This is a genomic window from Patiriisocius sp. 208BN25-11 (assembly GCF_058147145.1).
Genome location: NZ_JBYVJY010000001.1, coordinates 238,851 through 262,067, shown reverse-complemented (window position 1 = coordinate 262,067; position 23,217 = coordinate 238,851). Strand labels below are relative to the sequence as shown.

The following is a 23,217-nucleotide window of genomic DNA, read 5'->3' as shown; positions in this document are numbered from 1 at the left end:
TTTAAAACGTCTAAAATGAGGATTTATTAATGTGATTTTTTTTAGGCATCTATGTACGCTTCTATTGGCGCACAGGTACAGATTAAATTTCTATCTCCATAGGCGTCGTCTACACGACGTACACTTGGCCAAAATTTATTGTCACTTACATAGTCTAACGGAAATGCAGCTTGTTGTCTAGTGTATGGTAATTCCCAAATATCTGCAGTAAGCATTGCCTGTGTATGCGGCGCATTTTTTAATAGATTGTTCGGATTGTCTTTATCTGCAGCATCGATTTCTTTTCGAATAGAAATCATAGCGTCACAAAAACGATCTAACTCTTGTAAACTTTCACTTTCTGTCGGTTCAATCATCATGGTTCCTGCAACTGGGAAAGAGACGGTAGGAGCGTGGAATCCATAATCCATTAAACGTTTTGCGATATCTACTACTTCAATTCCGTTTGCTTTAAATGGGCGACAGTCAATAATCATCTCATGCGCCGCTCTACCACGTTCTCCGGCATACAATACATCAAAGTGACCGTTTAATCTTTCTTTGATATAATTAGCATTTAAGATAGCATATTCGGTAGATTTTTTAAGTCCGTTTTCCCCTAGCATGCAAATATATGCGTAGCTAATTAAACACGCTAAAGCACTTCCCCAAGGGGCTCCAGAAATAGCCGTAATGGCATGTTCACCTCCTGTTTCAATGACTGGATTGCTTGGTAAAAATGGAACCAATTGTTTGGCAACACAAATAGGGCCAACGCCTGGTCCACCACCACCATGTGGAATAGCAAATGTTTTGTGTAAGTTTAAGTGGCACACATCTGCTCCAATGGCACCCGGATTTGTAAGGGCAACTTGTGCATTCATGTTTGCGCCATCCATGTATACCTGACCACCATTTTCATGGATTAGTCCTGTGATTTCTTTAATAGCACTTTCATACACACCATGGGTAGATGGATATGTTACCATCAATGCTGCTAGGTTTTCTTTATGTTCCTCGGCTTTTGCACGGAGGTCTTCTATGTCTATGTTTCCTTCTTCTGTAGCTTTGGTTACCACCACTTTCATTCCTGCCATGACAGCACTTGCTGGATTGGTTCCGTGTGCAGATGAGGGTATTAAGCAAATGTTTCTATGATGATCACCTCTAGATTCGTGGTAGGCTCTAATAACCATTAAACCTGCATATTCTCCTTGTGCGCCACTATTAGGTTGTAAAGAAGTTCCAGCAAAACCAGTAATTTCGGTAAGTTGCTCTTCTAACTTTTTTAACATTGCTTGGTATCCACCTGCTTGTGTTGTAGGAACAAATGGGTGCATATTCCCCCACATAGGGTCACTTAATGGAAGCATTTCTGCCGCTGCATTTAGTTTCATGGTGCAACTTCCTAAAGATATCATTGAGTGGTTCAACGCTAAATCTTTACGCTCCAATCTCTTAATATAGCGCATTAATTCTGTCTCACTATGGTAGCTGTTAAAGACTTCGTTTTCTAAAAATGGCGTATGTCTAGCAATGCTATCTGGTATTGCGTTTCCAGTTTTCAATTCTGAAATTTTAAAAGCCTCTTTATTGGTTGCTTCAGCAAAAAGTGCAACAATTTTGCAAAGGTCTTTTAATGTTGTGGTTTCATTTACCGAGATAGAAACAGTGTCTGCATCTGGGTAGTAGAAATTCATTTGCTTCGATTCGCTTAAGAATTTGATTTTACTTGCATCTGTTTTAATAGCAATCGTGTCAAAGTAGGTGTCGTTTGCTTGGTATAAACCTAAACGTTCTAGAGCATCGGCTAGTGTGGCAGCGTGGTCATGTACTTTATCTGCTATATATGTGAGACCTTTTGGACCGTGATATACACCATACATACCAGCCATTACTGCCAATAATACTTGCGCAGTACAAATGTTACTCGTGGCTTTATCTCTTTTTATATGTTGTTCTCGGGTTTGCAATGCCATACGTAGGGCACGGTTTCCGTTTGTGTCTTTGGTAACACCAATGATACGTCCTGGGATATTTCGCTTGTACGCTTCTTTGGTAGCAAAATAAGCAGCGTGCGGACCACCATATCCTAGCGGAATTCCAAAACGTTGTGTGGTACCAACTACAACATCAACTCCAAAAGAGCCTGGCGCTTCTAGTTTTACTAGGCTTAAAATATCAGCAGCAACCGCTACTTTTATGTTGTTTTCATTTGCAGCTGTTACAAATGCTTTGTAATCAAATACTTTTCCACTTTTTCCTGGGTATTGTAATAAAGCCCCAAAGAATCCAGTACCGAAATCAAATGTTTCGTGGTTTCCTATTACAAGTTCAACGCCAATTGGAGTTGCTCTGGTTTGTAATAGAGAAAGGGTTTGTGGTAGAATTTCTTCCGAAACAAAAAACTTATTAGCGCCATCTTTTTTCTGTTGGCGTTCTCTAACAGAAAATAATAATGCCATGGCTTCTGCGGCTGCTGTACTTTCGTCCAGTAAAGAAGCATTTGCTAGCTCCATCCCTGTTAAGTCGGTTACCATTGTTTGGTAGTTCAACAACGCTTCAAGTCGTCCTTGAGCAATTTCAGCTTGATAGGGCGTGTAGGCTGTATACCATCCTGGATTTTCAAGAATATTCCTTTGAATTACAGGAGGTGTAATGGCCTGATGGTATCCTAAACCAATGTAGGTTTTAAATACCTGGTTTTTTGCAGAAAGCTCTGTAATATGTTCTAGATACTCTTGCTCACTCATAGCAGCATCTAAAGTTAAGTCGTTCTCTAGACGAATATCGTCTGGAATGGTTTCAAAAATGAGCTGTTCCATGGTTTCTACACCAACAGTGTCAAGCATTTTTTGAAGGTCTTCTCTTCGTGGACCAATATGTCTAAGGGCAAAAGAATCTGTATTCATAGTATATTCCTTTTTCTTCGGAAATAGTATTAATTGAACATGTGTCTAAAACATTTTAGTACGTTCTTATTTCAGAAAAAATAGCCCTGAAAAAACGTTTTAAAATTGGTTTCCAAAAATACAACATAAATGAAATAAATGTTACATGTTTAACAGTTTGAACCCTATTACTTTTCAACTAAAAAATGATGTTACTAACATTCTTTAGTAAAAAGCAAAACTTCTTTTGTTTTTGACGTAGTAGAATATGTAATTTTATAGAGTGGGTATCTTAACATCTCTTTTTAAATTTTATATTCGAAGCAGCGTGCATGTTGCTTTGGCAGTGACCGCTCTGGTGTATGTAACATTTTTTGAGTTTCAACTTTCTATTTCTTTTTCATACCTCTGGGTTGCTTTCTTGGGGACCATTACAGGGTATAATTTTATTAAGTATGCAGAAATTGCAGGATTACATCGCAAAGGGCTAATTTCAAGCTTACAACAAATACAAGTATTTTCTTTCCTAGTTTTTTGTGCACTCATTTATTTTTTACTTCAATTAGAAACTAGAACACTTCTTGGGCTTAGCATTTTTGCCGTCATTACTTTATTATATGTATTTCCGTTTGTAAAAAGCAAGAACCTTCGAAATCTGGGTGGAGTTAAAATATTTATAGTTGCATTGGTTTGGGCTGGTGTATCTGTGTTAGTTCCAGTTTATGGACAGCAAGATTTTGATGTTGATATTTGGCTCAGTTTTGTACAACGTTTCCTATTTGTACTCATACTTATATTTCCTTTTGAAATACGAGATGTTCAGGAAGACAGGTATCAATTAAGAACATTTCCGCAGTTGTTTGGCGTGAAAAAAACAAAAGGAATTGGAGTTTTATTACTTGTTGTTGTGATTGTTTTAGAGGGCTTTAAAGATCAAATTACATCCTGTAGTGTGGCAGTGTTATTTGTAATATGCGTCCTTGTTGGATTTGGTTTGATAGGTTCTAAAACAAAACAATCGGAATACTTTGCCTCTTTTTGGATAGAGAGTATTCCGATTGTGTGGGGAGTTATGGTGTTTTTATTTTGCCATTTCATGGCGTAAGCGCTCTTTCATTGCTGCTTTGGTGTCTAGTGGCATCGTCTTAACATTGCTTTTCTTGAAAGCATTTGATAATTTTGTATTTCGAGCTGTGTATTTACGACACGCTCTACAATAGATTAGGTGAATATTCAATTTAATAAGTTCCAAAAAGGAAGCTTCCTTATATTGATTTTTATCACAGGTGTGATTTGCTTCATCACATTTTAAAAATATTTTCATAACTCTTATTATAACCAATTTTGTTCTAGGCAATCTGCCATTGCTGTTCTTGCTCTGTGGATGATTACCCAGAGGTTAGACGGAGTAATGTTGTATTCATTACAAATAGCTTCTGTGTCAAAATTATCAATCGTTTTCATTTTAAATATGGAAGCTTGTTTTGGGTTTAACGTGTCCAAACAATTATGGATAGCGCTGCCTAACTCTTCGTTTTCCATTTCGTCTTCAGCGGTCTTGTCGTAAGGGTCGCTTACTCGTTCTTCTAACCAGTCACCTTCGGCATCTTCGCTTGTATAGTTCATTCGAACTTCTGCTTTCCCTTTATTGCTGTTTATTTTTCTGTAATGATCAATAATTTTTCGTTTTAAAATAGAAATAAGCCAGGTACGTTCACTTGCTTCTCCCTTAAAATTAGCAGCAGATTTTAGTCCAGCTAAAAAAGTTTCAGAAATAAGGTCCTGCGCTATCTCATGATTATTTACACGAACAATAGTATAATTATAGAGATAATCACTATAGCGATCTACCCATTGGTCTGCATTAATAACATGGTTTGTCATGACTACAAAAATAGCAAAGTTTGTGCTTCAAAAATAATCTCCAGCCATAATAACCTATTTAATAAGCTCATAATTTTATCACTTTTACCCAAAAATGTAACATATTCAAGGTACTTTTAGTAAAAATATCGAAATGAAAAAAATCTTATATGTGATTTTGTTTTTTACAATTTCACTGCAAGCCCAATTAATTGAAAATGAACGCTTTTTTGCAACCATGGCATTGCATGATGCCGAGGAGTTGAAAAATGACTTCCCAGATGAAGTAACCATTTTAGCAAAAAAAGGAAATGAAGCAGCGGTTTCCTTAACAGAACATGCCGGTCACAAATTACATGACAGAGTGCTTGTACATGGTCCAGGATATATGTATAAGGTGAATAAAGAGGCTGCTCTAGAAAGTTTACAAAAATCTCCACAAAATAGGGTTGCTATTGATTTTACAATTACAGAGGACGCTTTAGTGCAAGAAGCTATCAATGCTGTCAATACTGAAAATATTGAAGATCATATCCAAGAGTTAGAAGCTTATGGTACCAGACATCATACCACTTCGAGTGGGAGTCAATCTGCTATTGATTTAAAAGCAAAGTGGGAAGCTATTGCTGCAGATTATGGTAGAACAGACGTTAGTGTGCGCTTATTCGATCATAGTGCTACCAATATGCCTTCTGTAATTATGACGATTGAAGGTGCCGAGTTGCCAGAAGAGTTTATTGTAATAGGTGGGCATCTAGATTCTACCTCTTTTGAACCAACTACCAATGCTCCAGGGGCAGATGATGATGCTTCGGGTATTGCTACTATTACAGAAGCGACAAGGACACTTTTTGAAATTGGTTTTGTACCTAAAAGAACCATCGAAGTGATGGCCTATGCCGCAGAAGAAATAGGACTCGTTGGATCTGCCGAGATTGCAGAAGCATATGCAGATGCTAATGTCGATGTAACTGCCGTGGCGCAATTTGATATGACATTGTACAACGGTTCTGCAACCGATATTTCTTTTATTACAGATTTTACAAATGCAGACTTGAATGACTACATGATGGAGCTACTAGATCATTATAATAGTTCTGGAGTCCATGCTATCACCTATAGTACCTCTTTATGTAATTATGGATGTTCAGACCATGCAAGTTGGACTGCAGAAGGGTATATGTCTACGTTTCCATTTGAAGCAAATTTTGGAGATCATAATAGCAATATACATACACCTGGTGATACCTTTAATGTAGCAGGAGATGCCGATCACTCTGCCAAATTTGCAAAACTAGCAGCTGAATTTTTAATAGAAACTGCTAAAAGTAATGCCCCACTTGGATTAGATGAAGCCACATTAGAAGCCGTTACTGTTAGCTATAATTCAGGAGTGATTCACTACTCATTTGCGGGTAATATTCAGGCTTTTTCGGAAGTGGTTTTGTATGACATTACTGGAAAAAGAGTTCTTTCACAGCCTATACCTAGTGATTCAGGCACCATAGGTGTAGCAAATTTACAAACGGGATTATACATAACTTCTTTTGTTACTGAGGGTAGGGGAGCTGTTGCTAAAAAAATATTGATTAAGAATTAGTATTTCTGAAATAGGAACCATCAAAAGTAGGTCTCTAAAAATTGAAATAGTAACTTTTGTCTGGTTGAGCGCTCCCGAAGCTTCGGGAGCACTCGAACAGACATCTAAGTTTTTTTTAATCCTCTTTTTTGTGCCTCTTCTTTTAGCATCTCATTTCTATGTTGTAGAAACCGATGTAAGTGTCTTTTTAAAAAACAGGTGTCAAACCATCTGCCTAGGATACCAAAAGGAGTTTTGTACTTTAAAATATCTTTCATGACTGTGATACCCTCTTTTTCTTCAAAAAAATGTTCATGACAGAAATAGGTAAAATGACCTTTGATCATGACATCAGTAAAGCCATATGGTCTTTCTAACTTTATGATTTTGCTTGTGTGTTTCAAAAAAATACCAAAATGTTTTCCGCTCCAGGTGACTGTTTCATGTAATCCTATTAAACCCGAAGTTGTTCCTGCGATGGCTCTTTCTTTGGTTTGTGAAGCAGACTGCACATGGTAATCGATGTCTCTGGAGAGATCAAACACCTCCTGAATAGGTGCATTTATATTAGTATATAGTGTTATTGTAGTCATTTTGTGTCTTTTTTGAGAAGATTTTCTAAACATGACGCTAATGTTCCATATTGAAAAATAAAGCCATTGTCAAGTAATTTTTTAGGCACTACATTTCTACTTTTTAAAATAAGCTCTGTTTCGGTTTTGATGATTTTTGCACCAAATTCTAACATTGTTTTTCCTAATGGGATGCCAAAGGGAATCCCTATTGTTTTACGAATGGCTCTCATTAAGCCTTCGTTTGTGGTTGGAGTTGGAGAGACGATATTGATAGGGCCACTGATATGAGTATTGTGTATGATACATTCGATACTTCTAGCAAAATCGTTTTCATGTATCCAACTTACTTTTTGGTTTCCTGAGCCTTGGGTGCCTCCAAAGCCTACTTTTGCTAAATTTTTAATAGGAACAAATGCACCTCCATTTTTTCCAAGGACGATAGATGTTCTTAAAGCGACTTGTCTTGTCTTTTCAGATTGAAAGCCAAAAAATGCTTGCTCCCAAGCCTTTGCTATCCCAACAGAGAATCCATCGCCAATCTCTCCAGTGTCTTCGTTCATTTCTTTGTCTAAAGAATGACGGTAAATAGTTGCTGTAGATGAGTTAAGCCAGATTTTGGGTGGATGAGTACACTCTTTTATGACTTCACCTAGAATTTTTGTAGCATCAATTCGAGAAGATAAAATCAAATCTTTGTTGTATTGGTTGTATCTGCAATCAACAGATTTTCCTGTCATATTAATGAGCACATCTGCACCTTCAAATACGTTCATCCATGGCCCCTTCGTTTTTCCATCCCATTGTAAGAATGAAATGTTGTCGATGCTCTTTTTTTCTGTTCTAGAAAGAATGTAGATGTGGTCTACTTTGTTTTTAAAGTAGTTGCTTAAAACGGTTCCTAAGAAACCAGTACCCCCTGCGATGATCATTGTTTTCATGCTAGTTATTTTTTAATTGATATAAAATCCCGGTGAAATAGAAAGCTAGGATACAGCTGGAAACCCAAGCATACCATGACCAACTTTCTTGAATAAAAGGAGTGAGGAGTGTAAGTGAAGTTAGCATACCATACGCCCACAATTGTATTTGTATTGCTTTTGAATAAGATTCTCCTTGAAGAAGAATGTATGCGAAAACCGAGACTTGGAATATCCCTAGGAGGATGTGTGTTAAAATTCCAACAAAGACAAAATAGAGTGGAATCGTTAATCCAATGAGTATCCAGTTAATTGGTATAAAACTTTTAATTGTATTCATGATTTTATTTTTAAAACTTTCAATAAATATTGAAACATATTTTTCAAAGAAAAGGGAGTATTACGTCCCCAATGTTTCTTGATTTTATTTGGTCTTTATTTTAAAAATTTGACCAGCGTTTTGGTAATCCAGTTTTGTTCTTGGGTTACGATTCTATTCAGCATGGTATCGGCAGTATCTGCTAAATCATGCATGGCTTTGGTTTGTTTGATAAATTCTTTGGTTTTGTTAGTGCCGTCTTCTTTAATAGAAGATACCTCTTTTAAAACTCTAATAGAAGGCTGTAGTTCACGTCTGCTTCTTTCCTTTGCAATCTGCCTTGACAACTCAGTTACGTCTTTTTCGGTAGTAAAGAACTCTTTGCGTTCTCCGGGTACATTTACTTTGTAAACAATGCCCCATTCCATTAAATGGCGTAGGTTCATACTTGCGTTTCCTCGAGAAATCCCCAGATCTTCCATGATGTCTTCCATAGACATGGCATCTGGACTTATAAATAACAAGGCCTGTATTTGAGCCATAGCTTTATTAATCCCCCATAAACTACCTAAAGTACCCCAAGTGCTAATAAATTTATTTTTTGCTTCTTTGTAATCCATAGAGTAAATATATAAAAATATTTTAAACTTTCAATAATTATTGAAAGTTTGTGACATGTATTTTGTTCTATGTTGAAATATGAGATGTTTGTTATTGTGCTCGTCTAAATCGCAAAGCACTTTCTACACCCCAAAAACCAAGGATTAAGTTTTCTTGGTCTAGTGTTACAATGTAATAGCATTCTTCTGCATCGCCTGTAGTACGAATATACTTATCGTCTTCTTTTTCTATTTCAGGATTCATATTTTGACAGCTGTCTGCCATGGTAAATTCAATATTCTTTTTTGAATCGATACCATCATACAAATTAATAACTTTTCTTCCTGCAAAAGTTAAACTGCTTAATGGGTCATCTATATTCACCCATGTGCCTTGTAATAATTTGAAATTTTCAGACTCAGGAATCTTTTCTGTATTTATAACCGGAGTAGTTTCTTCTAAAGTGGTTTCGGTTTTTAATATTTCCGAAGTGGGTTGCTTACATGAAACAAAAGCTATTAAAAAGGCAAAGATTACGATGTGTTTCATACTATTGTTTTAATAACCCTGCGCGCTCTAATAAGGCATCTGGATTGGGTTTTTGGCCTCTAAATTTTACATATAAATCCATAGGATCTTGCGTGCCTCCTTGTGAAAGAACATGATCCTTAAACTTGGTCGCTACTTTTTTATTGAAAATTCCTTCTTGTTTAAAATACGCAAAGGCATCTGCATCCAGTACTTCTGCCCATTTGTAACTGTAATATCCAGCACTATAACCTCCTTGAAAAATATGACTAAACGCAGTACTCATGCACGTCTCCGGAGTATCTGGATATAATGCAGTATCTCCAAACGCTTCTTTCTCAAAGTTTTTTACATTTTTAATATGGGTTGGGTCACTTCCATGCCAAGACATGTCAAGCATCCCAAAACTTAATTGGCGAAGCGTTTGCATTCCTTCATGAAAGGTCGCCGATGCCTTGATCTTTTCTATCAATTCCATTGGGATGACTTCTCCTGTTTCGTAATGCGTTGCAAATAATTCTAGGGTCTCTTTTTCGTAGCACCAGTTCTCTAGTATCTGACTAGGAAGCTCTACAAAATCCCAATATACATTTGTTCCACTTAGACCTTTGTATTGGGTATTTGCTAGCATACCGTGCAAACCGTGTCCGAATTCATGGAATAAAGTAGTTACCTCATTAAAAGTAAGTAACGATGGTTTGGTAGCAGTTGGTTTGGTGAAATTGCACACATTAGAAATGTGTGGTCTGTCATTTGTCATACCTTTAGAGGAAGGTATCATTTGCTGTGGTTTATAGCTCGTCATCCAAGCCCCACCGCGTTTACCGGGACGCGGATGAAAATCTGCATAGAAAATTGCAACAAGATCACCAGTAGCGTCTAGCACTTTGTAGGTCTTAACATCATCGTGGTATTTGTCAATGCTGTTGTCTTCTTCAAATTTTAACCCAAATAATTTTTCGGCCACAGTAAACACTCCCTGAATGACATTTTCTAATTTGAAGTAGGGTTTTAATTGCTCGTCGTCTAAGCTAAATTTTTGTTGTTTTAATTTTTCAGCATAAAAAGCACTATCCCATTTTTGCAAGGCATCAATCCCATCTAGGTCTTTTGCAAAAGCTTCCAATTCATTAAATTCTTTTTGCGCTGCAGGTTTTGCTTTTACTAAGAGTTCATTTAGAAATGCGTGCACCTTCTCTGGTGTTTCTGCCATACGCTCTTCTAGCACAAAATGCGCATGACTTTGATAGCCTAGTAATTGGGCGCGTTTGTGTCTTAGGTTAACGATATCAAGAACGTTTTGTTCGTTGTTTTGTTCGTTATCTTGAAACGCTCTCGCTCCAAAAGCCAAGGATAGTTTTTTACGTAGCTCGCGATTTTCTGCGTACTTCATAAATGGAATGTAGCTGGGATAATCCAAAGTAATCATCCAACCCTCTTTTCCTTTTTCTGAAGCAGTTTGCTTGGCAGCTTCTTTGGCTCCTTCTGGCAAACCAGCAAGATCTTCTTCATTGGTGAGTAGCATTTCAAAGGCGTTGGTGGCAGCCAATACATTTTCACCAAAAGTCAAAGCTAGCTTCGATAATTGTGCGTCTATCTCACGAAGTTGTTTCTTTTTCTCTTCGGAAAGATTAGCGCCATTTCTACTAAATCCTTTGTATTGTTTTTCTAACAACATCTGCTGCTCTCCACTAAGCTGATAAGAAGCACGACTGTCATATACTGCTTTTACCTTTTTAAACAAGGCTTCGTTTAAAAGGAGGTCATTCGAAAAGTTAGAAAGCAATGGTGAAAGCTCTTGAGCAATCTGTTGAATTTTTTCATTGGTTTCGGCGCTGTTTAGGTTAAAAAAGATACTGGTAGCTCTATCTAATCGCATTCCAGTATTCTCTAGTGCTTCAACAGTATTTTCAAAGCTTGGAGCTTCTGTATTTTCAACAATAGCATTTACTTCTGCTTTGGTATCTTCTATGAGTTGTGTGATTCCTGGCAAGAAGTGCTCATTTTTTATATCAGAAAATGGAGCGAGATTGAAATTATTTAGTAATGGATTGTTGTTCATTGTTTTTACTGTGTCTGGTCGAGCGCAGTCGAGACCTCCATTTCGGTAGGACGAAATTCAAAATGTGTTAAATTTCTGCATTCAGCTAAAATTTGTAACATTTCAAAGTCACCATTAGCTAATGCTAATTTCTTTTTTGCACTCCATTTCTTAATTTTCTTCTCAAAGTAAATAGCTTGTTCAACATCATTAAATTCTTGATGAAAAATAAGTTTTACTGGTCTTCTCTTGTATGTGAAAGCATTTTTGTTTCTGCCTTCTTTATGTTCTTCAAAACGTCTTGTTATGTTATTTGTAAATCCTGTGTATAGTAATCCATCTGCACATTTTAAAATATAAATGTAATAAGATTTCATATAGTTAAGATTAACATAGGTCTCGACTGCGCTCGACCGGACAGCTTGCTTTATTTTTATTAAATTAGTTTTTCCTACAACCTACAACCTACAACCTACAACCTAAAGCCAACTGCTACTGCGAACTGCGTACTTTCTTAGCGCCTTCTTCCACTTTCATTTTTAAGCCTTCTTTGTAGGCAATGACTTTGTCTAAGACACATTTGTCTGCCGTACTTACAATTTGAGCCGCTAAAATCCCTGCATTTTTAGCACCATTTAAAGCAACAGTTGCAACAGGAACACCGCCGGGCATTTGAAGGATAGATAATACAGAATCCCAACCATCAATGCTATTGCTCGATTTTACAGGTACGCCAATTACTGGTAGGGGGGATAGTGATGCAACCATACCTGGTAAGTGGGCTGCTCCACCAGCGCCAGCAATAATTACTTTAATACCTCGTGTGTGTGCATTTTTACTGTATTCAAATAATTTTTCAGGAGTTCGATGTGCAGAAACAATATCTACTTCAATCTCGATATCAAATCCTTTTAAGATATCGATAGCGTCTTGCATCACTGGCATATCACTGGTACTTCCCATTATAATTCCTACTTTGCTCATGGTTTATTTGCTTATCACTTTAATACTTTCTTTTACTTCTTGTGCAATGGCTCTGGCTATGTCAATATCTTTGTTTACAATAGTGACATGCCCCATTTTTCTGAAAGGGCGTGTTTGTTTCTTGCCATAAATATGTGGTGTTACGCCTTCCATTGCCATGATTTTTTCTATGTTTTGGTAGACTACTTCACCTGTATGGCCTTCTGAACCTACTAAGTTCACCATAATGCCACCCACTTTACTCGCTGTATTACCCAACGGTAAGTCTAAAATAGCACGTAGTTGTTGTTCAAACTGGTTGGTGTAGCTAGCTTCAATACTGTAATGCCCACTATTGTGAGGTCTTGGTGCAACTTCGTTGACTAGTATTTGGTTGTCTTCGGTTTGAAACATCTCAACGGCCAAAAGCCCTACATGTTCAAATGCTTCGGAAACCTGAGTAGCGATGGCTCTTGCTTTTTTAGCGACACTTTCGTCAATGCGGGCTGGGCAAATGACATACTCTACTTGGTTGGCTTCCGGATGAAATTCCATTTCTACCACGGGGTAGGTCTTTACTTCACCACTAGGGTTTCTAACCACAATAACGGCCAACTCGTTTTTAAAAGGTACGAGACCCTCTGCAATACAAGGACGGTTGGGAAGTTCCTCTAAAATTTCCGCAGTACGAATCATTTTTACCCCCATACCATCGTAACCACCCGTGCAACTTTTCCATACAAATGGAAGTGTTTGCGAACCATTTTTAACGGCTTCTTTTAATGCTGAAATATCCTGAAACACTTTAAATGGTGACGTAGGAATATTATGTGTATCGTAAAACTGCTTTTGAATTCCTTTGTCTTGAATGTTTCGAAGGGTGGCAGCACTTGGATATACTTTTGTTCCTTCTGCCTCTAATTTTTCTAGGGCATCAATATTTACACCTTCAATTTCAAAAGTAAGTACGTCTACCTTTTTTCCGAAGTTGTATACGGTGTCAAAATCTAATAAATTGCCTTGTTGAAAATAATCACACGCTATTTTACAAGGAGCTTCTGGGCTTGGATCAAGCACATGCGTGGTGATGTCAAATTTGCGTGTTTCGTAAAGCATCATCTTGCCTAATTGGCCGCCGCCTAAAATTCCGAGTGTGAAATTTGAAGAAAAATAATTTGCCATGACACAAAGATACGTTGTTGAAACCGAAAATGAAATTGAAATCGAAATTGAAACGCTTTATCCTAGCCCTTCCGCGTGTCGCTGTAGCTTTAGCGGAGGCACAAAGGGTAGCGTTTCTTTTTGTATTCTAAAACTAGGACAATGATTCTCCCTTTGAGTGGCGATTTCTCAGTTATTGGCAAAAATCTCAGCAAAAACTTTTTTCCTCCCGAAGTTTTGTGATTAAAGGGTGGTTTCTTGTTAATTCAGTGAATTTTCTCACCCTTTAGGGCGGGGAAAATGAAAATTCACGACGATGAATTTATCATTGTCAGATTATAGGAATTCTCCCCTTGAGGGGAGTAAGAGGGGTGTTTCGTTCGAAATCGATTTCGAAACTTTGGGAGAAACTATACTTTTAATTTTTACATTTTAACTTTTTTCTGGTCCTTAGTCTTTAGACGTTAGTCGTTAGAAATAGTTAGTAGGTGTTATAACGCTTTTCTTTTAAGGGGTAGGTGATGAATCCGAAATCGATAATTTCATTTTCAAATGGACTCATTTTTAAATTATTTAATTAGAAACAATGGTCGTTCTTCTTTCTTCGTTTTTCCCTTTAAAAGCGGTATCTTTGCCGCGATTAATTTTTATGGAACACTTATTGAAATGTGGGATTTTATAAAATCATTATTTCAGAAAACTAAAAAGATGAAAAACATCGTATTATTTGGCCCTCCAGGAGCCGGAAAAGGAACCCAAGCCGAAGTTTTAAAAGAAAAATACCAATTGGTACATATCTCTACGGGAGATGTATTTAGATACAACATAAAAAACGCAACCGAATTAGGAACCCTAGCCAAGTCGTATATGGACAAAGGGCATTTAGTACCAGACGAGGTGACCATTAACATGCTCAATGCAGAGGTAGAAAAAAATGCCGATGCTAACGGATTTATATTTGATGGTTTCCCTAGAACTGCAGCACAAGCAGAAGCTTTGGCAAGTTTAATGGACGCAAAAGAGAGTCAGATTAACGCGATGGTTGCTTTAGAAGTAGATGATGAAGTGCTTGTTGGAAGATTGCTTGAGAGAGGAAAGACAAGCGGAAGAGCAGACGATGCAGACGAATCTATTATTAGAGAGCGCGTAGCAGAATACTATAGAAAGACCGATATTTTAAAAGACTTCTATAAAGCACAAGATAAATACCACGGGGTAGATGGTGTAGGAAATATTGAAGAGATTTCTGAGCGATTGAGTGCAGTTATTGATAAGCTCTAAATCCCTCACCCAGCCTCTCCCAGAGGGAGAGGAGCATAAACTTATAAACGCCTCAACGTTTAAACTTAAATAATGACTGAAGGAAATTTTGTAGACTACGTAAAAATCCATGTAACCTCTGGTAAAGGAGGACAAGGAAGTGCGCATTTGCGTAGAGAAAAATACATCCCAAAAGGAGGTCCTGATGGTGGTGATGGTGGTCGTGGAGGACATATCATCCTGAAGGCCAACAGTAATATGTGGACACTCCACCATTTAAAGTTTAAACGTCACTTTAGAGCAGGTCATGGTGGTGCAGGAAGCAAGCAAACCAGTACTGGAGCAGATGGTGAAGATGTGTATATTGAAGTGCCGCTTGGTACGGTAGTCCTAAATACAGATACTGGAGAGCGTTTAAAAGAATTACTAGAGCATGATGATGAACTCATTATTGCTAAAGGAGGAAAAGGTGGTTTAGGAAATAATCATTTTAAATCGGCTACCAACCAGACACCTCGCTATGCGCAACCAGGTCTTGAAGGAGAAGAAGGAAATTTTACCTTAGAAATGAAAGTACTTGCAGATGTAGGCTTGGTAGGGTTTCCAAACGCTGGAAAATCGACACTGCTTTCTGTAATTACGGCTGCAAAACCTAAGATTGCCAATTACGAGTTTACAACGCTAAAGCCAAATTTAGGGATTGTAGAATACCGCGATCACAGAACTTTTGTAATGGCCGATATTCCAGGAATTATTGAAGGAGCTGCCGAAGGAAAAGGACTCGGACATTATTTTTTACGTCATATAGAACGAAACTCAACCCTATTGTTTTTAATCCCTGCAGATGCAGATGATATTAAAAAACAATACGATATTTTACTAGACGAGTTAAAGCGTTATAATCCAGAACTACTCGATAAAGATAAGTTAGTGGCCATATCTAAAAGCGACATGCTAGATGATGAGTTAAAAGCAGAGATGAAAGAAGTTTTAGATAAAGATTTTAAAAACATACCGTATCTATTTTTTAGTTCTGTAGCGCAGCAAGGATTAATGGAATTAAAAGACACTTTGTGGCAGATGTTAAACGAGACATCGGTGCACTAACTCAATAGTAAAAGTGACATTTTAAAATTTGAAGCAGGGACTTATTTTAAGTATCTTGCTTCAAATTTTTGTTTTATGAAGTACTATAAACTTATTGTAGTTTTTACTTTGGTTTCTTTTGTTGGTTTGGGGCAGTGTCCCACACAAGATATTGTATTAACAACCCAAGCTGAAGTAGATGCTTTTGAGGTAGACTATATAAATTGTTTTCAAACAACGTTTAATATTACTGTATCTGGTGCAGATATTGTAGATATCTCTCCTCTTCGTATCATGCAAGTCATTGAAGGTACCTTAACTATAGACAACAACCCCTTGTTAACTAATCTTGATCTCTCAGAATTTGATCGAAGTGTCAATGAAGTTGTTATTACCAATAACCCCTTGTTAACCTCGCTAGATGGACTTGCCTTGTTTGAAGTAGAAACGATGCAAATAGAAAATAATGCGGCACTACAAACCATAGTTTTAAATGCATTTCCGTTAGGAACCTCTTCTTTGACCATAAAAGATAATAATGCATTAACATCTATTGGTCCCTTAACTGCCGATGGGGGTTTTAGAACATTTCGTGTAGAAAATAACCCATCATTAACCGCATTTAATTTTGCAGATGATGGAGACTTCACCATGAATAATTTTTACTTAATAAACAATGATAATCTAATAAATACAGATGGTATGTTATACTCTGAAATGTTTTCTTCTAATACAGGTAATTTTATTGTAGAAGGAAACGCACAATTGCAGAGTTTGAGTAACCCTGTTTTTGGTGATGGTAGTTTTACTAGTTCAATTTCTAATGTAAGTGTAAAGGATAACCCTATGCTAAGCTCAATGAGCGCTTTGTTTTATTTAAATAGTCCAAACACGCTTACGATAGATAATAACGATAGTTTATTAAACTTACAGGATTTAGCTGCTAGTTTGTTTGAAGTAGAAAACTATACGATTACAAATAATGATGCACTCACAGAAATTGAACATTGTGAATTGGTAACTGCAACAAATGCCAATATTACAAATAACGCTTCGCTAATTTCTGTAACCGATGCTTGTGATGATAGGTTAGAAAATGTATCCTCTTTAACCCTAATTGACAATGTTTCATTAACAGATATTTCTCTATTTACATCTGTAATACCTGAAAATTTAACTACAGTTACTATTACAGACAATGAAAGTCTTTCTATGTGCAGCATTACTTCTATTTGTGAGTATCTTGATTTGGGAACAGGAAACACAAACATTATTAACAATACGGGAAGCTGTGAGACCCAAGTTGATGTAGTAATAGCCTGCGGATTTGTTGGGATTCCAGATCCATTTATGTTAGATGGACTCCTCAATCACGATCCAATCATTGACCAGAATGAGGACGGATTTATTCAAGTTGGAGAGGCCCAAAACTTCTCTGGAATTTTACAGTTGGCAAATCTTGGTATTTCAGATTTTACGGGAATTGAGGCATTTTCTGCTATTACGGGTATCGAAGCACAAACAAACATCATGGAAACACTCGATTTGTCTCAAAATACCGCGTTGACTAGTGTGCGTTTTCAAAATAATAATCCCCAGCTAAAAAGTGTAAATCTAAAAAATGGTAACAATACAGCAATAACGATTTTCGAGGGGCAGGGTTGTCCAAGTTTAATTGCTATTTGTGTAGATGATATTGCTTATGCAGAGGCTAACTTTACTAATATTGATGCGCAAGTCATTTTTGTTGAAGATTGTTTGCTGTTAGATGGTAATGAGATCATTTCACTAGATACTAATATAACTATATACCCCAACCCAGTTTCAAATAGCCTTACGATTTCAGTTTCTGAAATGTTAGAGTTCCAAAAGGCATCTATTTATTCTGTGATGGGTAAAAAATTGCTAGAAACATATACAAAACAGATAGATGTGTCAGTATTGGCAAGTGGTGTATATTTTCTTGAAATAAACACTGATGCAGGAAGTGTTGTAAAGAAAATTATGAAAGAATAAATTCTAGGTTCTTGGTCTACTTTTTGATACGATAGCTACTATGAAAATCATCGCTTTTTTATGTATAAGCACTTTGTTGCTTTCTTGCGGACCTTACGTTCATGTAGATTATGATCCCGAAACAGATTTTAGTATGAAAACATATCAATATTATGATGCACATACTAGAAGAGCTGCCTTGGGTCCAGATCCATTTGAAACGGGTTTAAACCAACTTGATGACAAAAGAATAAAACACGCCATTGACTCAGTACTTCAAAAAAAAGAATGGATAAAAACCGATTATAATCAATTTTACGTACGTTTTCATGCAGCTCCTTTTTATGAAGATGCGCAGCCTAATGTTGCTGTTGGTGGTGATTTTGGAACCTATGGTAATGGCATAGGTATTGGCGTTGCAATACCTATTGGTTCCCCACGTTATCAAGAACGCCTTACCCTAGAAGTTTTTGATGCCTCCAAAAATGGAGCATTGGTTTGGGAAGCTAGCGCCATTGGTGAACGAAAAGAAAATGCCACTCCAATACAAAAGGAGGACTATTATCAAGAAATGATTGCTAAACTTTTAAAGAATTTTCCACCTCAAAAAAAATAAGTGTCTCTAGATATTAAGTAGGGTACTTCGGAAATATGAACCTATGAAGTTGATTTGTTTTTTACTATTATTCCCGCTTGCAGTGCTTGGTCAGACACAATTTGAACGCGCTGAACAGCTCTATCGTGAAGAAAATTTCAGCAAAGCAAAACCGCTATTTGAAGCATATTTAAAAGAGCATCCAGAAAATGTTATAGTTATCGAGTACTTAGGAGATATTGCTGGATACGCCAAAAATTGGGATACTGCATTGCACTATTTTGAAACGTTGGTAACAAAAGATCCAACAAGTGCAAATTATCACTTCAAATATGGAGGTGTGTTAGGTATGAAAGCGTTGTCGGTTAATAAATTACGTGCTGCATTTTATATTTCAGATATTAAAGAACATTTTGAAACCGCTGCGCGATTAGATCCAAAACATATTGAAGTACGATGGGCTTTGGTAGAATTTTACATTCAATTGCCGAGTATCATTGGTGGAAGTGAAGAAAAAGCGATTGCCTATGCCAACGAACTCGCTTCAATTTCACCAGTTGATGGCCACTTAGCCAATGGCTACATTGCAGAGTATAATGACAGGCCGAAAGATGCAGAGCGCTTTTACAAGCAAGCTATAAAAGTAGGTGGTTCTGTGCATACTTATGACAAGTTAACTAGTTTGTATGAAAATACAAATCAGCCAGAAAAGGCATTAGAAAACACCAAAGAATGTTTGGCGATGCATAGCGATAGAAATGCATTGCATTATCAAATAGGTAAAATAACAGCGCAGTACAATTTGAATGCTCGCTTAGGAATTGCTTGTTTAAAAAAGTACTTAAAAAATCATTCTGTAAAAGATGGAGTTCCTAAAGATTGGGCCTATTTGAGGCTAGCTCAGATTTATAAGAATAGCGGAAATAAAGACAAAGCACTTTCATGGATCAACAAGGCTCTAGAAGTGCGTCCTTCGTTTAAAGAAGCTATTGCTGAAAAAGAATTAATAGAAGCAATTTAAAAAAAAACTGATTTCTGAATTCTGAAATCAGAATTGCAAGTATCTTTATCTTTTTTAGAACCGATGTGTGTCTATACATCCATAACGAGCATTTAGATGAGAATCCATTTCATAGCCATTGGCGGTAGCGCCATGCATAATTTAGCGTTAGCATTACACAACAAAGGAGAGCAGGTAACCGGAAGTGATGACGAAATATTCGATCCTTCAAAATCAAGGCTAGCAGCCAAAGGTTTGTTGCCAGAGGAATATGGTTGGTTTCCCACTAAAATTTCCGAAGATATTGACGCCATTATTTTAGGAATGCATGCCAAAGAAGATAACCCCGAACTCTTGCGAGCAAAAGATTTAGGGCTTACCATTTATAGCTATCCCGAGTTTTTATATGAGCAGTCTAAAAATAAAACACGTGTTGTGATTGGTGGCTCTCATGGAAAGACAACGATTACCTCAATGATTTTACATGTCATGCATTATCATGACAGGGAAGTAGATTATATGGTTGGCGCACAACTGGAAGGATTTGATACCATGGTGCATCTTACCCAAGAAAATGATTTTATGGTGTTAGAGGGCGATGAGTATTTATCTTCACCCATTGATAGGCGCCCTAAATTTCATTTATATAAGCCAAACATCGCTTTATTAAGTGGTATTGCTTGGGATCATATTAATGTGTTTCCAACCTTTGATAATTATGTGGAGCAGTTTCGTATTTTTCTTTCTGAAATCACAAATGGTGGAGCCATTGTCTACAACGAAGAAGATGTGGAGGTGAAAAATGTGGTCGAAGCAGCACAAAATCAAATTAAAAAATATGCCTATCAAACTCCCGAGTATACCGTGGAAGATGGGGAAACATTATTGACTACCGAAGAAGGTCCGATGCCTATCGAAGTATTTGGGAAACACAATCTAAATAATCTAGAAGGTGCCCGCTGGATTTGTCAGCTCATGGGTGTGCAGCAAGAAGATTTTTATGAAGCCATTGCCACCTTCAAAGGAGCAAGTAAGCGTCTTGAAAAAATAGGCGAAGGAGCAAGTAGTATTGCCTATAAAGATTTTGCCCACTCGCCAAGTAAAGTGAAAGCAACCACCCAGGCTTTAAAAAATCAATACCCAGAACGCACCTTATTAGCTTGCTTAGAATTGCATACCTATAGTAGTTTAAACCCAGAATTCTTATCGCAGTATAAAGGAGCGCTTGATGCAGCAGATAAGGCCGTGGTTTTTTATTCTCCCCATGCAGTAAAGATTAAAAAGTTGGAAGCAGTGTCTAGCGATCAAATTAGTGAAGCATTTCAAAGAGACGATTTAGAAATTTTCACAGATCCTGCTGCGTTTAAAGACTTCTTATTTAAACAAGAGTGTAAAGACACTTCCTTGCTATTAATGAGCAGCGGTAATTATGGAGGATTGGATTTTGAGGAAGTGAAAGAGATACTACAATAAAAAAATCCAGCGACGTCATCGCTGGATTTTTTTATTGTAACGTTTTAATATTACTCTTTAATAAATCTTTTCACTGTATTTTGATTGGTCTTCATGAGATACATTCCCGAAGATAAATCACTAATGTCTATGGTAGTTTCCTTTACCTGCTGTTCCAATTGTATGTTTTTAATACGTTCTCCAAGGATGTTAAAGATTTCAATACTTTCTAGAGAAGTTTGATTTGTAGCAATGGTAATAGAAGTGCGTGCTGGATTAGGTTGAATAGAAAAATCAAGAGTTGCATTGTCTGGAGTGCTAAGAGTATTAGATTCTCTTACGATAAATAAACCTCTATTATAATCACTTAAAAAGATATTGTTGCTCTCAAAAAATGGATACACATTCCAAATTCCATTATCAGTTCCTGCTGTATTGTTTTCTGGGAAGGTGTCAAAAGAACCGACTTCTGTAATATTTTCATTTTCTATATCTGAAATATTAATCACTCGAACACCTTCACTGTAATTTGCCAAATAGGCTCTGTCTCCTTTTACATATAGGTTGTGATCTGTTGCGGGTGTTGGTCCTTCGTAATCAAATTTAAATGTTGGATTATCTAAATCTGTTAGATCAAAAATTAGAGTTCTTGTGTTTACGCCAAAAGCCACTTCATCTGCTTCATCATTTACAAGAAAGTATTTGTGGTCTTCTGTAATCCATCCCTGATGTGTATAAGCTTCTTGCGTATATGAAGCAGTACCAAGTAGTATAGGACTTAATTTGTCTGAAACATCAAATATTACAATTTCATCGGTATTGCTTCCAATGTAAATTTCTTTACCAACATGTGTTGCATCTGGACCATTATAAATAATAATTTGTGCGTCGTGTGAATAGCCATTTTGAGAACTTCCTCCGTCATCAATGGGATCTGTTGGATCTGTTATGTCAATATAATGACCTCCACCACTAAAAGTTTGTGTGCCGAGCGCGTAGGCGTATCCTGTAGCTTCGTTAATCGCAATATTGTGTGCGTTACCAAAACCATCATAATGGGCATCTTCGGTAAATGTAGCAGGCGGATTAGGAACATTTCTAAGCCTTGTTAAGTCAAATACCTGCATGCCATGATTTGAAATTTCACTTACAATAAAAGCATGATTGTTGTAAACTTTAATATCACGCCATATTTGACCGCCATCTAAGTTGTTGTTATGGGTAGGCAGTTTTCCAAGATAGATGATGTTTACGGGGTCTGAAATATCTACAAACGCAGTTCCGTTATTTAATCCCATTAATGCATATTCTTTTCCAGTAGTTGGATCTGTCCAACCCCAGGAATCATTCCCGCTATCGGCATCCATGTCATTAAGGGTAAGCACTGACATGAGATCGTAATTTTCGCAAGGAAAGTTTCCAGCAAAGCCATTGACACATTCTGTTTGCCCAAATGCTAAGGTAGTTGCAAAACTAAGGACGATATAGAAAAAATTCTTTTTCATAGCATTTTCTTTTATCAACAAGGATAGTGTAAAATAGTGTCGAAAACTAACAATGTGAGAAATAAGTGATACCAATTTTATGTATTTCGACTTCTTAAAAAGCAGCATTTAACCGTACATTGATACAATGAAATCTGTGGTATCTTGTCGGTTGTTTTTTACAAGAGCTTCTTTAGCAGCGGCTTGATCTTTTTTGTTTTTATCTTGAGAGAGTTTAAACTTTCCTTCCCAGTTTGTAATGGTGATATCAAAAGCTTGAATGTATTTTACAGCACTATCCATTCTAGGATTGTCTTTTTCTAAAACATATTTCTGATCTTTTCCTTCCAAGAATGTAGTCATGGCAATCATGGTTTCTTTGGCTGCTTCTGTATCGTTTATTTGTGTAATGGTTCCTGTAATATGCACGATAATATAATTCCAAGTGGGCAGTTGTTTGGTGGAATATACACTTGGAGAAATATAAGTGTCAGGTCCTTTAAAAACAACTGTAACTTCTGCACCATTAATAAGGGTCGCTACTTGCGGATTGTATTTGTCTATGTGCGCAACTAGTTTGCCCGTAGTCTCGTTGTAGATAATAGGAATATGTGTTACAAAAGGAGTTCCGTCTTTTGCAGATACCAACATTGCTAAAGGATACTCTTGTATCAATGCAATCATTTTTTTAATGTCGTCGCTTTGATGGTGTGGAGGAGGGTAGTTTGTGTTCATGTTCCTGTTCTTGAAAGTTTATGTGTTCCTTAGTTTCAAAGATGCAAAGATGCAAAGATGCAAAGGTGCAAAGGTGCAAAGATGCAAAGGTTCAAAGTTGTAAAATTTCAAAAGTATCATTTTCAAATCATTACATTTTCAAATAAAAAAAATCTGCCTACTGCCACTTAGCATTTTTTTAGTCATTGGTCTTT

22 protein-coding genes are annotated in these 23,217 nt (G+C 36.9%); 8 read left to right on the top strand and 14 right to left on the bottom strand.

The genetic code is table 11. The features are described from left to right. Positions 1 to 41 precede the first annotated feature (41 nt). A complete protein-coding gene (gene gcvP, locus ACY2RS_RS01300; protein ID WP_490096786.1) occupies positions 42 to 2,891 on the bottom strand; it encodes an aminomethyl-transferring glycine dehydrogenase in 2,850 nt (949 codons plus the stop codon). 325 nt (positions 2,892 to 3,216) lie between these two features. Between gcvP and ACY2RS_RS01295 the strand changes: the two genes are divergently transcribed. Continuing rightward, positions 3,217 to 3,975 (top strand): UbiA family prenyltransferase, encoded by a 759-nt coding sequence (locus ACY2RS_RS01295; RefSeq protein ID WP_490097089.1) that lies wholly within the window; start codon positions 3,217 to 3,219, stop codon positions 3,973 to 3,975. Here ACY2RS_RS01295 and ACY2RS_RS01290 read toward each other — a convergent pair. Together ACY2RS_RS01290 and ACY2RS_RS01285 are read right to left on the bottom strand one after the other, a co-directional pair. Continuing rightward, positions 3,952 to 4,194, bottom strand: coding sequence for a glycine dehydrogenase (locus ACY2RS_RS01290; RefSeq protein WP_490096785.1), 243 nt, complete (start codon positions 4,192 to 4,194; stop codon positions 3,952 to 3,954). The two genes, ACY2RS_RS01295 and ACY2RS_RS01290, sit on opposite strands and share 24 nt — an antisense overlap. A gap of 8 nt (positions 4,195 to 4,202) precedes the next feature. Next, positions 4,203 to 4,754, bottom strand: a complete 552-nt coding sequence (locus ACY2RS_RS01285; RefSeq protein ID WP_490096784.1) for a sigma-70 family RNA polymerase sigma factor — start codon at positions 4,752 to 4,754, stop codon at positions 4,203 to 4,205. A gap of 133 nt (positions 4,755 to 4,887) precedes the next feature. Between ACY2RS_RS01285 and ACY2RS_RS01280 the strand changes: the two genes are divergently transcribed. Continuing rightward, on the top strand, positions 4,888 to 6,333 hold the full coding sequence (locus ACY2RS_RS01280) for a M20/M25/M40 family metallo-hydrolase (protein WP_490096783.1): 1,446 nt from the start codon (positions 4,888 to 4,890) through the stop codon (positions 6,331 to 6,333). Between the two features lie 104 nt (positions 6,334 to 6,437). On the opposite strand, the gene ACY2RS_RS01275 is transcribed toward ACY2RS_RS01280, so the two are convergent. From ACY2RS_RS01275 to ACY2RS_RS01235, 9 genes are all read right to left on the bottom strand, one after another. Next, positions 6,438 to 6,905, bottom strand: a complete 468-nt coding sequence (locus tag ACY2RS_RS01275; RefSeq protein WP_490096782.1) for an SRPBCC family protein — start codon at positions 6,903 to 6,905, stop codon at positions 6,438 to 6,440. Further along, positions 6,902 to 7,825: a TIGR01777 family oxidoreductase gene (locus ACY2RS_RS01270; protein WP_490096781.1), complete on the bottom strand. Its 924-nt coding sequence runs from the start codon at positions 7,823 to 7,825 to the stop codon at positions 6,902 to 6,904. The genes ACY2RS_RS01275 and ACY2RS_RS01270 overlap by 4 nt, the downstream gene beginning before the upstream one ends. 1 nt (position 7,826) lies before the next feature. Continuing rightward, positions 7,827 to 8,144 carry a hypothetical protein gene (locus ACY2RS_RS01265; RefSeq protein WP_490096780.1) on the bottom strand — a complete coding sequence of 106 codons (318 nt, stop codon included), beginning with the start codon at positions 8,142 to 8,144 and terminating at the stop codon, positions 7,827 to 7,829. A 95-nt stretch (positions 8,145 to 8,239) separates the two neighbouring features. Then, the gene (locus ACY2RS_RS01260; RefSeq protein WP_490096779.1) at positions 8,240 to 8,743 is read right to left on the bottom strand and encodes a GbsR/MarR family transcriptional regulator; all 504 of its coding nucleotides are present in this window, start codon (positions 8,741 to 8,743) and stop codon (positions 8,240 to 8,242) included. A 91-nt stretch (positions 8,744 to 8,834) separates the two neighbouring features. Next, on the bottom strand, positions 8,835 to 9,272 hold the full coding sequence (locus tag ACY2RS_RS01255) for a hypothetical protein (RefSeq protein WP_490096778.1): 438 nt from the start codon (positions 9,270 to 9,272) through the stop codon (positions 8,835 to 8,837). A gap of 1 nt (position 9,273) precedes the next feature. Further along, positions 9,274 to 11,313, bottom strand: a complete 2,040-nt coding sequence (locus ACY2RS_RS01250; RefSeq protein ID WP_490096777.1) for a M3 family metallopeptidase — start codon at positions 11,311 to 11,313, stop codon at positions 9,274 to 9,276. 5 nt (positions 11,314 to 11,318) lie between these two features. After that, entirely contained in the window at positions 11,319 to 11,669 is a 351-nt protein-coding gene (locus ACY2RS_RS01245; RefSeq protein WP_490096776.1) for a GIY-YIG nuclease family protein, read from the bottom strand. Positions 11,670 to 11,784: 115 nt separating this feature from the next. Then, positions 11,785 to 12,276 (bottom strand): 5-(carboxyamino)imidazole ribonucleotide mutase, encoded by a 492-nt coding sequence (gene purE, locus ACY2RS_RS01240; RefSeq protein ID WP_490096775.1) that lies wholly within the window; start codon positions 12,274 to 12,276, stop codon positions 11,785 to 11,787. Between the two features lie 3 nt (positions 12,277 to 12,279). After that, positions 12,280 to 13,437 carry a 5-(carboxyamino)imidazole ribonucleotide synthase gene (locus ACY2RS_RS01235; RefSeq protein WP_490096774.1) on the bottom strand — a complete coding sequence of 386 codons (1,158 nt, stop codon included), beginning with the start codon at positions 13,435 to 13,437 and terminating at the stop codon, positions 12,280 to 12,282. 687 nt (positions 13,438 to 14,124) lie between these two features. Here ACY2RS_RS01235 and ACY2RS_RS01230 point away from each other — a divergent pair. The 6 genes from ACY2RS_RS01230 (at position 14,125) to ACY2RS_RS01205 (ending at position 20,825) form a co-directional block, all read left to right on the top strand. Then, positions 14,125 to 14,697 (top strand): adenylate kinase, encoded by a 573-nt coding sequence (locus ACY2RS_RS01230; protein ID WP_490096773.1) that lies wholly within the window; start codon positions 14,125 to 14,127, stop codon positions 14,695 to 14,697. A gap of 72 nt (positions 14,698 to 14,769) precedes the next feature. Next, positions 14,770 to 15,783, top strand: a complete 1,014-nt coding sequence (obgE, locus tag ACY2RS_RS01225) for a GTPase ObgE (RefSeq protein ID WP_490096772.1) — start codon at positions 14,770 to 14,772, stop codon at positions 15,781 to 15,783. A 75-nt stretch (positions 15,784 to 15,858) separates the two neighbouring features. Then, positions 15,859 to 17,778, top strand: coding sequence for a T9SS type A sorting domain-containing protein (locus ACY2RS_RS01220; protein ID WP_490096771.1), 1,920 nt, complete (start codon positions 15,859 to 15,861; stop codon positions 17,776 to 17,778). A 40-nt stretch (positions 17,779 to 17,818) separates the two neighbouring features. Beyond that, on the top strand, positions 17,819 to 18,373 hold the full coding sequence (locus ACY2RS_RS01215; protein ID WP_490096770.1) for a DUF4136 domain-containing protein: 555 nt from the start codon (positions 17,819 to 17,821) through the stop codon (positions 18,371 to 18,373). Between the two features lie 43 nt (positions 18,374 to 18,416). Continuing rightward, on the top strand, positions 18,417 to 19,373 hold the full coding sequence (locus ACY2RS_RS01210) for a tetratricopeptide repeat protein (protein ID WP_490096769.1): 957 nt from the start codon (positions 18,417 to 18,419) through the stop codon (positions 19,371 to 19,373). Positions 19,374 to 19,469: 96 nt separating this feature from the next. After that, positions 19,470 to 20,825 carry a UDP-N-acetylmuramate--L-alanine ligase gene (locus ACY2RS_RS01205; protein ID WP_490096768.1) on the top strand — a complete coding sequence of 452 codons (1,356 nt, stop codon included), beginning with the start codon at positions 19,470 to 19,472 and terminating at the stop codon, positions 20,823 to 20,825. A gap of 50 nt (positions 20,826 to 20,875) precedes the next feature. Here ACY2RS_RS01205 and ACY2RS_RS01200 read toward each other — a convergent pair whose 3' ends face one another. Both ACY2RS_RS01200 and ACY2RS_RS01195 read right to left on the bottom strand, forming a co-directional pair. Next, positions 20,876 to 22,309 (bottom strand): choice-of-anchor B family protein, encoded by a 1,434-nt coding sequence (locus ACY2RS_RS01200; RefSeq protein WP_490096767.1) that lies wholly within the window; start codon positions 22,307 to 22,309, stop codon positions 20,876 to 20,878. Between the two features lie 108 nt (positions 22,310 to 22,417). Then, positions 22,418 to 23,023: an FMN-binding negative transcriptional regulator gene (locus tag ACY2RS_RS01195; protein ID WP_490096766.1), complete on the bottom strand. Its 606-nt coding sequence runs from the start codon at positions 23,021 to 23,023 to the stop codon at positions 22,418 to 22,420. Positions 23,024 to 23,217: the final 194 nt, after the last annotated feature.

What these genes read in the sequence shown, in the direction of transcription:
- gcvP (WP_490096786.1), bottom strand. Translation starts at nt 2,891, where the DNA reads ATGAATACAGATTCTTTTGCCCTTAGACATATTGGTCCACGAAGAGAA.
- ACY2RS_RS01290 (WP_490096785.1), bottom strand. Translation starts at nt 4,194, where the DNA reads ATGAAAATATTTTTAAAATGTGATGAAGCAAATCACACCTGTGATAAA.
- ACY2RS_RS01285 (WP_490096784.1), bottom strand. Translation starts at nt 4,754, where the DNA reads ATGACAAACCATGTTATTAATGCAGACCAATGGGTAGATCGCTATAGT.
- ACY2RS_RS01280 (WP_490096783.1), top strand. Translation starts at nt 4,888, where the DNA reads ATGAAAAAAATCTTATATGTGATTTTGTTTTTTACAATTTCACTGCAA.
- ACY2RS_RS01275 (WP_490096782.1), bottom strand. Translation starts at nt 6,905, where the DNA reads ATGACTACAATAACACTATATACTAATATAAATGCACCTATTCAGGAG.
- ACY2RS_RS01270 (WP_490096781.1), bottom strand. Translation starts at nt 7,825, where the DNA reads ATGAAAACAATGATCATCGCAGGGGGTACTGGTTTCTTAGGAACCGTT.
- ACY2RS_RS01265 (WP_490096780.1), bottom strand. Translation starts at nt 8,144, where the DNA reads ATGAATACAATTAAAAGTTTTATACCAATTAACTGGATACTCATTGGA.
- ACY2RS_RS01260 (WP_490096779.1), bottom strand. Translation starts at nt 8,743, where the DNA reads ATGGATTACAAAGAAGCAAAAAATAAATTTATTAGCACTTGGGGTACT.
- ACY2RS_RS01255 (WP_490096778.1), bottom strand. Translation starts at nt 9,272, where the DNA reads ATGAAACACATCGTAATCTTTGCCTTTTTAATAGCTTTTGTTTCATGT.
- ACY2RS_RS01250 (WP_490096777.1), bottom strand. Translation starts at nt 11,313, where the DNA reads ATGAACAACAATCCATTACTAAATAATTTCAATCTCGCTCCATTTTCT.
- ACY2RS_RS01245 (WP_490096776.1), bottom strand. Translation starts at nt 11,669, where the DNA reads ATGAAATCTTATTACATTTATATTTTAAAATGTGCAGATGGATTACTA.
- purE (WP_490096775.1), bottom strand. Translation starts at nt 12,276, where the DNA reads ATGAGCAAAGTAGGAATTATAATGGGAAGTACCAGTGATATGCCAGTG.
- ACY2RS_RS01235 (WP_490096774.1), bottom strand. Translation starts at nt 13,437, where the DNA reads ATGGCAAATTATTTTTCTTCAAATTTCACACTCGGAATTTTAGGCGGC.
- ACY2RS_RS01230 (WP_490096773.1), top strand. Translation starts at nt 14,125, where the DNA reads ATGAAAAACATCGTATTATTTGGCCCTCCAGGAGCCGGAAAAGGAACC.
- obgE (WP_490096772.1), top strand. Translation starts at nt 14,770, where the DNA reads ATGACTGAAGGAAATTTTGTAGACTACGTAAAAATCCATGTAACCTCT.
- ACY2RS_RS01220 (WP_490096771.1), top strand. Translation starts at nt 15,859, where the DNA reads ATGAAGTACTATAAACTTATTGTAGTTTTTACTTTGGTTTCTTTTGTT.
- ACY2RS_RS01215 (WP_490096770.1), top strand. Translation starts at nt 17,819, where the DNA reads ATGAAAATCATCGCTTTTTTATGTATAAGCACTTTGTTGCTTTCTTGC.
- ACY2RS_RS01210 (WP_490096769.1), top strand. Translation starts at nt 18,417, where the DNA reads ATGAAGTTGATTTGTTTTTTACTATTATTCCCGCTTGCAGTGCTTGGT.
- ACY2RS_RS01205 (WP_490096768.1), top strand. Translation starts at nt 19,470, where the DNA reads ATGAGAATCCATTTCATAGCCATTGGCGGTAGCGCCATGCATAATTTA.
- ACY2RS_RS01200 (WP_490096767.1), bottom strand. Translation starts at nt 22,309, where the DNA reads ATGAAAAAGAATTTTTTCTATATCGTCCTTAGTTTTGCAACTACCTTA.
- ACY2RS_RS01195 (WP_490096766.1), bottom strand. Translation starts at nt 23,023, where the DNA reads ATGAACACAAACTACCCTCCTCCACACCATCAAAGCGACGACATTAAA.